The organism is Microbacterium deferens (assembly GCF_045517775.1).
Classification (GTDB): domain Bacteria; phylum Actinomycetota; class Actinomycetes; order Actinomycetales; family Microbacteriaceae; genus Microbacterium.
The window spans coordinates 153,578-167,659 of the sequence record NZ_JBEUWT010000001.1 but is presented as its reverse complement, the minus strand read 5'-3'; the positions used below and the strand labels follow the sequence as shown (position 1 = coordinate 167,659).

At 68.9% G+C, this 14,082-nt stretch carries 11 protein-coding genes, 1 tRNA gene and 1 other RNA gene; 8 read left to right on the top strand and 5 right to left on the bottom strand.

The genetic code is table 11. From position 1 onward, the window contains the following. Positions 1-7: 7 nt before the first annotated feature. Positions 8-700 (bottom strand): ABC transporter ATP-binding protein, encoded by a 693-nt coding sequence (locus ABTU82_RS00800; RefSeq protein WP_116646507.1) that lies wholly within the window; start codon positions 698-700, stop codon positions 8-10. Continuing rightward, positions 697-1,764 (bottom strand): ABC transporter permease, encoded by a 1,068-nt coding sequence (locus ABTU82_RS00795; protein WP_407171038.1) that lies wholly within the window; start codon positions 1,762-1,764, stop codon positions 697-699. The genes ABTU82_RS00800 and ABTU82_RS00795 overlap by 4 nt, the downstream gene beginning before the upstream one ends. A gap of 173 nt (positions 1,765-1,937) precedes the next feature. Between ABTU82_RS00795 and ABTU82_RS00790 the strand changes: the two genes are divergently transcribed. Next, positions 1,938-3,122, top strand: a complete 1,185-nt coding sequence (locus tag ABTU82_RS00790; RefSeq protein WP_407171035.1) for a sensor histidine kinase — start codon at positions 1,938-1,940, stop codon at positions 3,120-3,122. Then, entirely contained in the window at positions 3,119-3,745 is a 627-nt protein-coding gene (locus ABTU82_RS00785) for a response regulator (protein ID WP_116646510.1), read from the top strand. The genes ABTU82_RS00790 and ABTU82_RS00785 overlap by 4 nt, the downstream gene beginning before the upstream one ends. A gap of 31 nt (positions 3,746-3,776) precedes the next feature. Here the strand turns inward: ABTU82_RS00785 and ABTU82_RS00780 are convergent, their stop codons facing one another. Both ABTU82_RS00780 and ABTU82_RS00775 read right to left on the bottom strand, forming a co-directional pair. Next, entirely contained in the window at positions 3,777-4,622 is an 846-nt protein-coding gene (locus tag ABTU82_RS00780; RefSeq protein ID WP_407171034.1) for an SDR family oxidoreductase, read from the bottom strand. A 779-nt stretch (positions 4,623-5,401) separates the two neighbouring features. Beyond that, positions 5,402-5,477: transfer RNA gene (locus ABTU82_RS00775), tRNA-Val, on the bottom strand. 75 nt (positions 5,478-5,552) lie between these two features. Between ABTU82_RS00775 and ABTU82_RS00770 the strand changes: the two genes are divergently transcribed. From ABTU82_RS00770 to rnpB, 3 genes are all read left to right on the top strand, one after another. Further along, positions 5,553-6,284, top strand: a complete 732-nt coding sequence (locus ABTU82_RS00770) for a zinc ribbon domain-containing protein (RefSeq protein WP_407171032.1) — start codon at positions 5,553-5,555, stop codon at positions 6,282-6,284. 93 nt (positions 6,285-6,377) lie between these two features. After that, positions 6,378-8,021, top strand: coding sequence for a bifunctional 3'-5' exonuclease/DNA polymerase (locus ABTU82_RS00765; protein ID WP_407173265.1), 1,644 nt, complete (start codon positions 6,378-6,380; stop codon positions 8,019-8,021). A 26-nt stretch (positions 8,022-8,047) separates the two neighbouring features. After that, an RNA gene (gene rnpB, locus ABTU82_RS00760) (RNase P RNA component class A) lies at positions 8,048-8,430 on the top strand. A gap of 97 nt (positions 8,431-8,527) precedes the next feature. Here rnpB and ppgK read toward each other — a convergent pair. Beyond that, positions 8,528-9,319 (bottom strand): polyphosphate--glucose phosphotransferase, encoded by a 792-nt coding sequence (gene ppgK / locus ABTU82_RS00755; RefSeq protein WP_407171029.1) that lies wholly within the window; start codon positions 9,317-9,319, stop codon positions 8,528-8,530. 102 nt (positions 9,320-9,421) lie between these two features. Between ppgK and ABTU82_RS00750 the strand changes: the two genes are divergently transcribed. Genes ABTU82_RS00750 through ABTU82_RS00740 form a run of 3 tightly spaced genes read left to right on the top strand, consistent with a single transcriptional unit; the run spans position 9,422 to position 14,025 of the window. After that, entirely contained in the window at positions 9,422-9,631 is a 210-nt protein-coding gene (locus tag ABTU82_RS00750; RefSeq protein WP_116646521.1) for an SPOR domain-containing protein, read from the top strand. 25 nt (positions 9,632-9,656) lie between these two features. After that, complete coding sequence (gene glnA, locus ABTU82_RS00745; protein ID WP_116646522.1) at positions 9,657-10,997, top strand: type I glutamate--ammonia ligase; 1,341 nt, start codon at positions 9,657-9,659, stop codon at positions 10,995-10,997. A 31-nt stretch (positions 10,998-11,028) separates the two neighbouring features. Then, the gene (locus ABTU82_RS00740) at positions 11,029-14,025 is read left to right on the top strand and encodes a bifunctional [glutamine synthetase] adenylyltransferase/[glutamine synthetase]-adenylyl-L-tyrosine phosphorylase (RefSeq protein WP_116646523.1); all 2,997 of its coding nucleotides are present in this window, start codon (positions 11,029-11,031) and stop codon (positions 14,023-14,025) included. The last annotated feature ends 57 nt before the right edge of the window (positions 14,026-14,082 follow it).

Genomic DNA, 14,082 nt, shown 5'->3' with positions numbered 1-14,082 from the left:
ATCCGGATCATCGCGACAGGTGTGCCGCCTCGACGAGTCGTCCGTCGACGATGTTCTTCACGTCGTGCATGCGGGGCAGATGCACGAGATCGTGGGTCACGAGAAGCGTCGAGGTGCTCGTCTCCCCGCTGAGCTTGAGGATGAGCTCGATGATCTCGGCGCCACGCTCCTGGTCGAGGGCGCTGGTCGGTTCGTCGACCAGCAGAACGCGTGGATCGTTCATCAGGGCGCGCGCGATGTTGACCCGCTGGCGCTGACCTCCCGACATCTGGTGGGGACGCTTGTCGACGTGAGAGAGGAGCCCGACGGCCTCGAGCAGAGCGTCGGCCTTCGTGCGCGCCGCGCTGCGGTTCTTCCGGCCGCGACCGCGGAGTTCGTCCATCACGACGAGCTGCTCGCGCGCCGTGAGCGAGGGGATCAGGTTGGACTGCTGGAAGACGATGCCGATCTTCTCGCGCCGCAGAGCCGTGGCCTCGCTGGCGCTGAGTGCTGTCGCATCGACGTCGTCGATGAGGACGAGACCCGAATCGGGGCGGATCAGCGTCGCCGCGATGGCCAGAAGGCTGGACTTGCCCGAGCCGCTCGGTCCGGTGATCGCGGTCACGGTGCCGGGGCGTGCCGAGAGTGTGACGTGATCGACCGCGGTGATGCGGGAGTCTCCGTCGGGGAAGGTCAGGGTGACGTCGTCGAGTCGGATCATCGGTTGCTCCCGAGTGCTGTGAGGGGGTCGGCGGAGGTGACGGATCGCAGGGCGAACGCCGCCCCGGTGAGACCGAGGGCGATCATGATCACGCCCGGCACGATGGTGGTGAGTGGGCTGAGCAAGAACGGCAGGGCAGAACCCGCCAGGCCGCCCAGGAAGGCGACGAGAGCGAGTCCGACACCGATCCCGATCACGAGCACCACGAGCGCCTGCCCGAGGGCGTCGCGGATGAGCGAAGGCGTGCCCGCGCCGAGGGCTTTGAGAACGGCGATATCGCCCTTGCGCTGCATCGTCCACACGGTGAAGAACGCCCCGATCACGAGCCCGGAGATGCCGAACAGCAGTGCGACCATCAGCAGCAGGGAGCCGATCTCCGAGCGGAACGACGCCAGGGCGGTCAACGATTGCAGCGTCGTCGTCGAGACGGTTGCGGTGGCCGCATCAGCCGCTGCCCAGTCGGGATCGCCGGTGACGGCCATCACCGTGGCGTACGCACCGGGGCTGCCCGTGGCAGCCGACAGCGCCTGCCAATCGTGGAGCGTCATCTGCACGACCGGGGTGTGGCTGTACCAGAGGTCGGCGACGACCGACCCCACGGTGTACGACGTTCCCGCGATCGAGAGGGCGTCGCCCGCGGACACATCGAGCGCCTCGGCGACCGTCTCCGAGACCACGACGGAGCCGTCGCCCCCGACCTGGGCGCCATCGATACCCGCCTGCACACCGAACACGGCGACAGCGGTGCGCGCGTCGCCGGACTCGGCACGGGTCTGGCTCACACCGATCGGCTCGACCCTGTCGACACCGGCCGTCGCCGACCACTCGTCGACGATGCGGGAGCTGACCGCGGAGTCGGCGAACGTCGGTTGCGCATCACCCGACGGCGCCGCGAAGACGATCCGGTCGCCCGGAAGCGCCAGAACGGCAGAGATGTTCTGGGTGGCGAGACCTCCCGTGAGGCCGCTGAGGAATCCGACGAGCACGGTGATCAGTGCGACCACCGAACCTATGAGAATGAACCGTCCGCGAGCGAAGCGGAGGTCGCGGAGAGCGACGAACATGGCAGTCCTTTCCTGCCGCACACGGCGTGAGGGTGCGGCGACGCATTCCACTCTCGCGACCCACGACGCCGTCGACATCGCCCACGGGCACAGCCTCGTCGGGCTGAAATGCCGTCTTCCGGATCGTCCTTTCGAAGGATGCGGGCAACACCCCGCTGCGTAGGATTTCGACCATGCCCCACACCGCGCTGACCCCGGTCTTCGTGGGCTTGCGCGTCGGATTGCATGTCGTCTTCGGGGCACTGACCGTGCTCGTGATGGCGCGAGCGGTGCTGACGCGCGCCGACGCCGAGGCCGCGATCATCGGCATCGCTCTCCTGCTTCTCACGACGTACGCGCTCGGCGCGCTGATAGCTCGCCGGGCACCTCGTCGCCGAACGGGCGGCGCGATCTGGCTGGGCCTTCTCTCCGTCGAGTGGATTGCGCTTCTCTGGCTGACCCCGGAGGCGTCGTATCTCGTCTTTCCGCTGTTCTTCCTCTACCTGCATCTCCTCGGCCGGTGGTGGGGCTCCACCGCCATCGTCATCGCGACGGTGGTCGCGATCTGCGCCCTCGGTCTCCACGGCGGGTGGAGTGTCGGCGGGGTCGTGGGGCCTCTCGTGGGCGCTGCCGTCGCACTGTTGATCGGGCTGGGCTATCAGGCTCTGGCCCGGGAGGCTGAGCAGCGCGACGCGCTCATGCGCGAGCTTCTCGCCACGCGCGACCAGCTCGCCGCCACCGAGCACGAGTCGGGCGTTCTCGCCGAACGAGCCCGGCTCGCCCGTGAGATCCATGACACGGTCGCGCAGGGCCTGTCCAGCATCCAGATGCTTCTCCATGCCGCAGAGCGCGCCGATGCGTCGCGACCCGGCGTCGAACACATTCGTCTCGCGCGGGAGACGGCCGCCGACAATCTCGCCGAGGCCCGCCGTTTCATCCGTGAACTCACTCCGCCCGACCTCGAGGACAGAGGTCTGGGCGGGGCACTGCGTCGCCTCGCCCGCACGCAGTGGTCTGTCGAAGGACTGACGGTCGACGTGCGGGTGGCCGACAGCGTGTCGTTGCCGATGCACGTACAGACAGCCCTCCTACGGGTGGCGCAGGGCGCCGTCGCGAATGCGATCCAGCATGCGGAGGCCCACCACGCCACCATCACCCTTACCGCCGATCGGGAGCGGTTGCGCTTCACGATCGAAGACGATGGCACGGGCTTCGACGCCGAAGAAGCGGCGAACGCATCGCGGAGTCGCTCGGACTCGTTCGGACTGCGCGCGACCCGCGAACGCATCGACCAGCTCGGCGGCACCCTGTCGATAGATTCCGCGCCTGACCGAGGCACGACCCTCGCTGTCGATCTCGTTTTGGAGGGGACCGCATGATCCGGCTCGTGATCGCCGATGACCACCCGATCGTGCGGGCGGGAATGGCTGCTCTGTTCGACCTCGAGGATGATCTCGTGATCGTCGGCGAGGCCGCCACGCCCGACGACGCCGTCGCCCTGGCGGAGAGCATGAACCCCGATGTCGTGCTGATGGATCTGCAGTTCGGGTCGGGTTCACAGGGGTCGGGCGCCGAGGCGACGCGCCGCATCCGTGCCCTCGACGCCGCACCGTACGTGCTCGTCGTGACCAACTACGACTCGGACGCCGACATCCTCGGTGCCGTGGAGGCGGGAGCAAGCGGGTATCTGCTGAAGGATGCCCCGCCCCACGAGCTCATCGGAGCCGTGCGGGCCGCAGCGGCGGGGGAGAGCGCGCTGGCGCCCGTGATCGCCTCGCGCCTGCTCGACCGGATGCGCGCGCCCCAGGCGAGCTTGAGTTCGCGGGAGATCGAGGTGCTGGAGCTGGTCGCTTCCGGCCTCTCGAACACCGAGGTGGCCTCGACGCTCTTCGTGAGCGAGACGACCGTCAAGTCGCACCTGGCCCACATCTTCACCAAGCTCGGCGTCGCGTCGCGAACAGCGGCGATCTCTGCAGCTCGGCAACGCGGCATCCTCCGGTGATATCCGGGGACTACGCCGGAGCCGACCCGCGTCACGCGCCGAGGATCGGCTTGCCTCCGGTGACCGGCAGCACGGCACCCGAGATGTAGCTGCCCTCGTCCGACCCGAGCAGTACATAGGCGGGGGCGAGCTCGGCGGGCTGACCCGGGCGACCGAGTGGGGTGTCTTCGCCGAAGGATTCGACCACGTCCGCAGGCATCGTCGAGGGGATGAGTGGCGTCCAGATCGGACCGGGTGCCACGGCGTTGACCCGGATGCCGCGCTCGCCCAGCATCTGCGCCAGCGAAGCGGTCATGCTCGCGATTCCCGCCTTCGTCATCGCGTAGGGGAGGAGCTGCGGAGTGGGGGAGTCCGACTGGATCGACGAGGTGGCGATGATCGCCGACCCCGGCTTCAGCAAGGGGACGGCGGCCTTGGCGAGGTGGAAATAGGCGCTGAGATTCGTGGCCAGGGTGAAGTCCCACTCCTCGTCGGGGATATCGGTGATGTCGTCGCGGTACATCTGGAACGCCGCGTTGCTGATGAGGATGTCGAGCCCGCCCAGCTGCTCGGCCGTCTCGCTCACGACCCGCCGGCATGTCACCGGATCGGAGAGATCTCCGGGCAGGAGGATCGCGCGCCGCCCCGCCTCTTCGACCCAGCGGGCGGTGTCTCGGGCGTCTTCGTGCTCGGAGAGGTACGCGATCGCGACGTCGGCACCTTCGCGCGCGTAGGCGATCGCCACCGCCTTGCCGATTCCGCTGTCCGCACCCGTGATGAGCGCGATTTTCCCGTGCAAGCGGCCCGATCCGACGTAGCTCTGCTCACCGTGGTCGGCGAGCGGCTCGAGCTGCGCCTCCGTGCCGGGGACGTTCTGTTGCTGCGCGGGCTGACTCATGAGACGTTCTCCTTCGGCCTATGGCGAGGGCGATCTCGGACCGGACACGCCCACGTCGCCCACGTTACGGCGGCAGCACCGGCGTCGCCCCGGGGTGTTCCCCGTTGGCGAGATGAGGTAACCGATCGCTCCCGGGCTGCGGCGTGTCCCCCATGTGGGGGACACGGTGACCTAGAGTGGCAACAGCTCAGACGCCGAGACGGTGCACTGGGCTGGACGGCGCCGCACGACCGTGGCCCTCCTGATGACCACGTGTCGTTGTGCCCTCTGCCGACTCCACGCTCGATTGGACGCGGATGCCGACACCGTACCGAGGCGCCCCACCCTCCGCCCGCGGCGCGGGCGTTGAGGCACAGGCCGCCCGTGCGCGGCCGGGCCCTGGTGTCGATGATCCCTGCGGCGAAGCATCCGTTGCGCACCGGGACGGCGAATCTCCCGGTCCGCTCAGCGCGCGGTTCGCGGTGGGTGCCGACGCTCAGCAGATCAGACGTGCCGTCGCACGCGCCGCCTCCGACGCAGCCGCACGGCAGCGGGTCTTGCGCACCGTTCAGACACAGGCGATACGTGCCCTTCTCGAGATCCACCCCGTGCACCCGGTTCGGCACATCGCCGCGGCGCTGGGGATGAGCAAGAACGCGGTCGCGCGCGAACTGCAGACGTTGGCCGACGTTGCCGATCCGATCGAGCCGTGCACCAGCACCCAGGCCGTGCGAGAAGCATGGGCGACGAGAGCCTCGGCCTGACGCAGCGCCGGGTCGATCCGATCGGACGACGAACGATGGTGGGCCCTGCCGGGATCGAACCGACGACATCCACGGTGTAAACGTGGCGCTCTACCAGCTGAGCTAAAGGCCCTCGAGACCATTCTAAACGGGCGCGGCCCTCGAGCCGTGAACGCCCGCGACGCAGACCGGCGGGTAGGTTGGACACGTGAACGCCGACCCCTCAGACCAGCGCCGACTGCTCGACCTCGCCGAGCTCGACGCCCGCATTCGACGGGCTGAGAACACGCGGAAGAACCCGCCGCAGGCCGCGCGCGTGCAGGAGCTGCTCAAGCAGCGCTCCGTGCTTTCGCAGGAGCTCTCCTCGCGGGCCGGTGTGCGAGACGATCTCAAGCTCGAACTGTCGCGCATCGAGAGTGACGTATCGGTCGTCGATGCGCGCAGTGCTCGCGACGCCGGGCGGCTCGCCGCATCCACCAACTCGAAAGAAGCGCAGGGTCTCGAAAGCGAGATCGCCGCGCTCGCTCGGCGCAAGTCCGACCTCGAAGACGCTGAGCTCGTCGTGATGGAGAAGCTCGAAGCGGCCGAAGCGTCGGTCGCCGAGCAGGAAGCCGTTGTCGCCGCGACGAACGAAGAAGGCGCGCGCCTGAGCGCGGAGGCCAAGCAGGTCGTCGCCGACGCGACACGCGAACTCGAGACCGCTCAGCGCGACCGCGGTGCTGTCGCCGGTGGCATCGACCCCGCGCTCGTCGCCCTCTACGACCGGCTCGCAACGCGTGGCAACGCCGCGGGGCACCTGCACCGCGGAACGTGCGAGGCCTGCCGCATGGTGCTCTCGGGCACAGACATGAACAAGATCCGCCAGGCGGCCGACAACCTCGTCGTGAACTGCCCCGAATGCGGCGCGATCCTGGTGCGCACCGAAGAATCCGGGCTGTGAGCCCCCACTCCGGTGACGCGCGCTGACCCGCGCCCCCATTGGATCGTTCTCGGGCGCGACGACGGCGACACGCTCTGGGCTTCGCTCGATGCGATGGGCGCGACGATCGCCACGGAGCGCGTGCGCTCCACTGATCTCACGACCCGGATCGCGCGCGAGGAGTCGCTCGGCTCGGTGCGGTGGGTCTGGAGCGACACCCCCGCGTGGTACCCGTCGTTGCTCGCCGCAGGGGTGAGGATCGCGCGCTGCCACGACCTGCGCCTCTGTCACGCCATCTTGCGCGACTCGGAACTCGTCGCCGCCGGCCACCCGGTGCGGTCGGCGCGCGCCTGGGACGCCGCAGGAGTCGACGGAACGGATGCTGCGCCCGCACTGTTCGATCTGCCCTCGGGCGCCGACGCGTTGCCGGCGGATCTCGGCAGCGCCCTCGCCGAGTTCGCCCGGCAGCGCGACGCCCTCGACACGGCGTCCGATCCGGGCCGCCTTCGTCTGCTGACCGCTGCGGAGTCGGCGGGTGCGCTGATCGCCTCCGAGCTTCGAGCGGCGGGTCTGCCGTGGAACGCCGCGGAGCACGACCGGATCCTGACCGGGATGCTGGGGGAGCGACCCGCCCACGGCGGCCTGCCCGCAGCCATCGTCGCCAAGGCGGCGGAGGTGCGCAACGCACTCGGCGATCCGCAGGCGAGCCTGGACTCCCAGCCGAAGCTGCTGCGCGCACTCCACCGGGTCGGCGTCAACGTCGAGTCGACCTCGCGGTGGGAGTTGCGTCGGCACGAGCACCCCGTCGTCGTTCCTCTCATCGAATACAAGCGCATGATGCGCCTTCTCACCGCGAACGGCTGGAGCTGGCTCGCAGAGTGGGTGGACGACGATCGCTTCCGCCCCGTGTATGTGCCCGCCGGGGTCGTCACCGGGCGCTGGGCGTCGTCGGGCGGCGGAGCATTGCAGATTCCGCGTCAGCTGCGCGCGGCCGTGCGGGCCGACCCGGGGTGGAAGCTCATCGTCGCCGACGTCGCGCAACTCGAGCCGCGGGTGCTGGCGGCGATGTCGAGCGACACCGCGCTGGCAGATGCCGCGCGGGGGGCCGACCTCTACGGAGCGATCGCCGAGCGCGGCAAGCTGGAGGGTCGCGAAAAGGCGAAGCTCGCTCTCCTCGGCGCGATGTACGGCGCGACCTCCGGCGAGAGCGGCCGTCTCGTTCCGCAGCTGCGCAGGACGTATCCCCGCGCGATGAAGCTCGTCGACGACGCGGCACGCACCGGAGAAGACGGTGGCGTCGTCTCCACCTGGCTCGGGCGCACGTCGCCGCCGCCGTCGCGCGCCTGGCGCGACCTGCAGTCGGATGCGACGGACGACGCGGCATCGGCTGCCGACACCGACCTCGCCCGTCGGGTCGGCCGAGACCGCGGTCGGTTCACCCGCAACTTCGTCGTGCAGGGCACCGCCGCGGAATGGGCGCTCGCGTGGATGGCCGAGCTGAGGAAGCGTCTCGCGGCGATGCCCATCGTCGAGCCCGAGCGGGCCGCACGCGCTTCGGGTCCGGTCTTCGCCCGGCAGGCGCATCTGGCGTTCTACCTGCACGACGAGGTCGTCGTGCACGCACCGGCCGAGCACGCGGATGCGGCGGCCGACGCGATCGTCGAGGCCGCAGCATCCGCCGGCCGTCTGCTCTTCGGAGGCTTCCCCGTCGACTTCCGACTCGACGTGCACATCGCCGACAGCGCGGAGAAGGCGTGAACGCCGCCTAGACTCGACCACGCGAATGGGTCGGCTGGACGGTCGCGTCACGGGTTCGCCCGTGCCGAGGAACGTCCGGGCTCCACAGGGCAGGACGGTGGGTAACACCCACCCGGAGTGATCCGCGAGACAGTGCCACAGAGAGCAGACCGCCTCATCGGTCCCTGAGCTTGTCGAAGGGGCGATGGGGTAAGGGTGAAAGGGTGGTGTAAGAGACCACCGGGGTCGTGGTGACACGACCCGCACGGTAAACCTCGTCCGGAGCAAGGCCATACAGGGGATGTTGACGCGGCTCGCCGAGTTCCCGGGTAGGCCGCTAGAGCGGCACGGCAACGTGTCGCGTAGAGAGATGACCGTCCACGGGGCTCACGCCCCCGGACAGAACCCGGCGTACAGGCCGGCCCATTCGCACCTCGCCGGTCGTCCCCTTCGACAAGCTCAGGGACCGACCGCTGAGCCCTGCCCGGTGGCTGAGCCTGTCGAAGCATCCGGGCATCCGCCGACCCCTACTTGACGGCGGGCAGCGCCTCCGGAACGGGCACGGCCAGCGACGCGGCACCGATGATGCCGGCGTTATTGCGGTGCACGGCGGGCACGATCGGGGTGTTGAGCTTCAGCAGCCCGAGGAACTCGTCGGAGTGCTTCGAGACGCCCCCACCGACAACGAACAGGTCGGGGCTGAACAGGAACTCGACGTAGTCGTAGTACCACTGCAGTCGCTTCGCCCACTTCTCCCACGACAGCTCCTCGCGCTCCATGGCCGAGTAGGCGGCGTAGCCTTCGGCGTCGCGCTTGTGCTCCGCGCGCTGAAGGTGTCCGAGCTCGCTGTTGGGGATCAGCACGCCGTCGTAGATCATCGCCGAGCCGATGCCGGTTCCGAGGGTGGTGAGAATGACCAGACCCTCGACGCCCTTGGCGGCGCCGTAGCGCACCTCGGCGATACCGGCGACGTCGGCATCGTTGGCGAAGTGGATGCCGCGGCCGAGGCCGTCTTCGAAGAACTTCTCGGCTTCGAAGCCGATCCACGATTTCGACACGTTGGCGGCGGAGAGCGTGCGACCGCTCTTCACGATCGCGGGAAACGCGACCCCGAGCGCGAGGTCGGTGTCATCGGCGACCCCGAGCTTGTCGAGCACCTGCGTCACCGCGTCGAGCACGTCCTTCGGCTCGGCGCCGGCGGGGGTGGGCACCTTGATGCGGTCGCTGAGCAGCTCGCCCTTTTCGAGGTCGACGATCCCGGCTTTGATGCCGGTCCCGCCGATGTCCACTCCGACTGCTTTCGACGCGTTCAATGCCATGCCCCCACCCTATCCAGCGAGAGGTGCGCGATCAGTAGGATCGACAGTGGCCCTTCGGAACCTCGAAGCAGCCCGCGCGCCGTGTGAAACGAGGAGTCTTCCGTGACCGATGACAGCGAGAAGTACTGGTACAACCTGACGACGGGCCAGGTCGAGCGCGGCTTCGCGTCTCCGATGGTCGATCGCGCCGGCCCGTTCGACACCGCCGAAGAGGCGGCGAATGCTCCCGCCCTCCTGCGCGAGCGTTCGCGCGAGTGGGACGAAGACGAGGCCCGCGAGAAGAATTGGGGCGCCGACGGCGCCCAGAAGTAGTCGATCCGTAACCCGAGGGGACACCATGGACAAGCAGCGTGACTTCGTACTGCGCACGATCGAGGAGCGCGGCGTCAAGTTCGTGCGCCTGTGGTTCACCGACGTCATGGGGACCCTCAAGTCGGTCGCCATCGCGCCCGCCGAGGTGGAGGGCGCCTTCGCCGAGGGACTCGGTTTCGACGGCTCGGCGATCGAGGGACTGACCCGCTCCTACGAGTCGGACCTGCTCGCACACCCCGATCCGACCACCTTCCAGACGCTGCCGTGGCGCGGTGAAGTCGACCCGACCGCGCGCATGTTCTGCGACATCACGACCCCCGACGGTCAGCCCGCCGTGGCCGACCCGCGGCACGTACTGAAGCGCACGCTCGCGAAGGCGGCCGACGCCGGGTTCACGTTCTACACGCACCCCGAGATCGAGTTCTACCTCCTGAAGTCGTCCACCCTCGGCGCCAACGGGCAGCCCGAGCCCGTCGACTCCGCCGGATACTTCGATAACGTGCCCGGAGGCACCGCCCACGACTTCCGTCGCCGGTCGGTGCGGATGCTGGAAGACCTCGGCATCTCCGTCGAGTTCAGCCACCACGAGGGCGGGCCCGGCCAGAACGAGATCGACCTCCGTTACGCCGACGCGCTGACGATGGCCGACAACATCATGACCTTCCGCACGGTGATCAAAGAGGTCGCGATCGAGCAGGGCGTCTACGCGACCTTCATGCCGAAGCCGATCAGCGGACAGCCCGGCAGCGGCATGCACACGCACATGTCGCTCTTCGAGGGCGACATGAACGCCTTCTACGAGGAGGGCGCGCAGTACCAGATCTCGAAGGTCGGTCGACAGTTCATCGCCGGCCTCCTGCGCCACGCGAACGAGATCTCGGCCGTGACGAACCAGTTCGTCAACTCGTACAAGCGCCTGTGGGGCGGCGACGAGGCCCCCAGCTTCATCTGCTGGGGCCACAACAACCGCTCCGCGCTCGTGCGTGTGCCGATGTACAAGCCCAACAAGGGCCAGTCATCGCGCATCGAGTACCGCGCGCTCGACTCGGCGGCGAACCCCTACCTCGCCTACGCGCTGATGCTGGCCGCGGGCCTCAAGGGCATCGAAGAGGAGTACGAACTCCCCGCCGAGGCGGAGGACAACGTGTGGTCGCTGACCGATTCCGAGCGCCGCGCCCTCGGATACGCCCCACTGCCGCAGAGTCTCGACGACGCCCTTTCCTACATGGAGGAGTCGGAACTTGTCGCCGAGACGCTCGGTGAGACCGTCTTCAACTACGTGCTGCTCAACAAGCGTCGCGAGTGGCAGCAGTACCGCGCCCAAGTGACGCCGTTCGAGCTGCAGAGCAACCTCGAAATGCTTTGACCCGAGAGACGCGCCTGAGAGGGGTCGGCCGATGACGTCGAGTGATCGGTCGTCCCCTCTCACGGGTCTCGCACGTCGCGGTTTCGCGCGCCTCACCGAGGCCGACGCGCTGCTCGACGAACTCGCCGGTCTTCTCTCGGTCGACCGTGAGGAACTGACCGCAGCCGCTTCCCGCTCCGCCGACCCCGATGAGGCCCTCTCGGGTCTCGTGCGGATCGCCCGCCGTAACGCCGACGCCGTGCGGACGGCGGCGGCGGATGCTGCGGCCTGGCGCGCAATCTGGAACCTCGCCGGCGCCTCGCTCGGTTTTGGCGAGTTCTATCTGCGCCACCCGGAGGAGCTCGTGCACCTGCGCGGAGCGGGCGAGAGCCTGCCTGCCGACGAGGCGATGCGCGCGGCGATGCTCGAGTCGGTCGGAGCCCGCGACGGTTTCGCGGAGAGCGGGGGAGAGGCGGCGTGGGTCGCGCTGCGCGTGCGCTATCGCAGCATCCTGGCCCGTATCGCTGCCTACGACCTGGCACAAGACGACCCCACCGAGGTCGTCGACTCCGTCTCCGCGCGCCTGGCGGATGCTGCCGGCGCTGCCCTCGAGGCCTCGCTCGCCGTCGCCCGCACCCGGGTCTCGGATTCTTCGGCGGGCACGGCCGCCTTTCCGCATGCCCAGGTCGCGGCGACCTGCTTCGCGATCATCGCGATGGGAAAGGCCGGGGCCCAAGAGCTCAACTACGTCAGCGACGTCGACGTCATCTTCGTCGGCGGCACCTCCGACGAAGACGTCGTGAGCGAATCGCGCGCGATCGACATCGCGACGCGTCTGGCGGTGCAGACCATGCGGGGGATCTCGGGCGCCGAGATCGAACCCGGCCTCTGGGAGGTCGACCCGAACCTGCGCCCCGAGGGCAAGCAGGGTGCTCTCGTGCGCACGCTGGACTCCCATCTGACCTACTACGACCGCTGGGCCAAGAGCTGGGAGTTCCAAGCCCTGCTGAAGGCACGCGCCGTCGCCGGCGACACCGACCTCGGCGAACGCTACGTCGCGGCGGTGCAGCCGAAGGTCTGGACGAGTGGCGCTCGAGAGAACTTCGTCGAAGGCGTGCAGAAGATGCGGGAGCGGGTCACCGACCATATACCCGCCGATGAAGTCGCCCGCCAGATCAAGCTAGGACCGGGCGGCCTCCGCGACATCGAGTTCACGGTGCAGCTGCTGCAGCTCGTACACGGCCTGAGCGATGAACGGATCCGCCAGCGCGGCACGCTCGCCGCCCTCGACGCACTCGTCGCGGAGGGATACATCGGGCGCACCGACGCCACCGCGTTCGAACGCGACTACCGCGTGCTGCGGCTTCTCGAGCACCGCCTGCAGTTGCGGGCGCTGCGGCGCACCCACCTCATGCCGATCAAACCCGACGAGCAAAGGGCCCTCGCGCGTTCCTCCAAGCTCGCCGAGACCGGCCAGGGGGTGCTCGACCTGTGGGAAGCGACCAAGCGCGAGGTGCGCGACATCCATGTGCGCCTGTTCTATCGCCCGCTGCTCTCGGCCGTTGCGGCCCTGCCCGAGGCGGAGCGCACCCTCTCGACCGCTCAGGCACATGACCGACTGAGCGCGATCGGCTTCCGCGACCCCGCCGGCGCGCTGCGGCACATCGCCGCGCTCACGACGGGGTTGAGTCGCAAAGCATCCATCCAACGTCACTTGATGCCGGTCATGATCCGCTGGTTCGCCGACGGGGTCGACCCCGACTACGGTCTGCTTGCCTTCCGACGCATCAGCGAACGCCTGGGCAACACCCCGTGGTTCCTGCGGATGCTGCGCGATTCTTCGGCCGCAGCCGAAAGCCTCACTCGTGTGCTGTCCGGCTCGCGGTACATCGGTGAACTGATGGAGTGGATCCCGGAATCGGCCGCGTGGCTCGACGACGAGGAGCTCTTACGACCGCGCAGCGGCATCTCGCTGCAGGAGGAGGCCCGGGCGATCCAGGCACGGCACGCCAGCGTCGACGACGCCATGCGGTCGGTGAGGGCTCTTCGGCGCCGCGAGATGCTGCGCACGGCGATGGCAGGCGTGCTCGGCGTCGTCACGATCGAGGAGCTCGCCAGCGCGCTCACGACGATCACGGAAGTATCCATTCAGGCAACCCTCCGTGCGGTGTGGCACGAGGTGGTGCCGCCCGAAGACGGGGCACTCGATTTCGCGGTCATCGCGATGGGACGCTTCGGTGGCTCCGAACTCGGCTTCGGCTCCGACGCCGACGTCATGTACGTCTACCGGGCGAACGGTGTTCCCGCCCAACGCGCTCACGACCTCTCGGTGAAGCTCGTCGCCGCCATCCGGCAGCAGTCGGAGGATCACCGCCTGCCACTCGACCTCGATGCCGACCTCCGCCCCGAAGGACGCAACGGCCCGATCGCGCGCTCCCTCGAGGCGTATGCCGAGTACTACCGCCGCTGGTCGCTCTCGTGGGAGGCCCAGGCGCTGCTGCGCGCGCGCGGGATCGCGGGAAGCGTGAAGCTGCTCACGGCGTTCTTCGAGATGGTCGACGGGGTGCGTTACCCGCCCGCGATAGATCCGAACGGGCTGCGCGAGATCAAGCGGATCAAGGCCCGCGTCGAGAGCGAGCGGCTTCCGCAGGGCGCCGATCCGTCTCGCCATCTGAAGCTCGGGCCGGGCTCTCTCAGCGACGTCGAGTGGCTCGTGCAGGTGCTGCAGTTGCAGCACGCGCACGAACTCCCAGGCATGCGCACCACGTCGACCCTGCGCGCTCTCGAGGCCGCCCGAGAAGCCGGGTTCATCGAGGATGCCGACGCCGAGCGCCTGCGCGAGACGTGGTTGCTCGCGAGCCGGCTCCGCTCAGCGAACACGCTGCTGTCGGGCCAGACCAGCGACGCCCTGCCCACCGACCGGGCGAAGCTCGACGGGATCGGGCGCATCCTCGAGTACCCGCCGCGCTCTGCCTCCGTGATCGAGGAGCAGTGGATGGGCACGTCGCGTCGCGCGCGACGCGTGTTCGAGCGCCTCTTCTACGGCTGAGCCGTCGCACGTATCACGCATCCGCGCCAGCCCCTCGCCCCATGCCCTTTGGCGGAG

Coding starts and splice junctions, on each gene's coding strand:
- ABTU82_RS00800 (WP_116646507.1), bottom strand. CDS start 700: ATGATCCGACTCGACGACGTCACCCTGACCTTCCCCGACGGAGACTCC.
- ABTU82_RS00795 (WP_407171038.1), bottom strand. CDS start 1,764: ATGTTCGTCGCTCTCCGCGACCTCCGCTTCGCTCGCGGACGGTTCATT.
- ABTU82_RS00790 (WP_407171035.1), top strand. CDS start 1,938: ATGCCCCACACCGCGCTGACCCCGGTCTTCGTGGGCTTGCGCGTCGGA.
- ABTU82_RS00785 (WP_116646510.1), top strand. CDS start 3,119: ATGATCCGGCTCGTGATCGCCGATGACCACCCGATCGTGCGGGCGGGA.
- ABTU82_RS00780 (WP_407171034.1), bottom strand. CDS start 4,622: ATGAGTCAGCCCGCGCAGCAACAGAACGTCCCCGGCACGGAGGCGCAG.
- ABTU82_RS00765 (WP_407173265.1), top strand. CDS start 6,378: ATGGGCGCGACGATCGCCACGGAGCGCGTGCGCTCCACTGATCTCACG.
- ppgK (WP_407171029.1), bottom strand. CDS start 9,319: ATGGCATTGAACGCGTCGAAAGCAGTCGGAGTGGACATCGGCGGGACC.
- glnA (WP_116646522.1), top strand. CDS start 9,657: ATGGACAAGCAGCGTGACTTCGTACTGCGCACGATCGAGGAGCGCGGC.
- ABTU82_RS00740 (WP_116646523.1), top strand. CDS start 11,029: ATGACGTCGAGTGATCGGTCGTCCCCTCTCACGGGTCTCGCACGTCGC.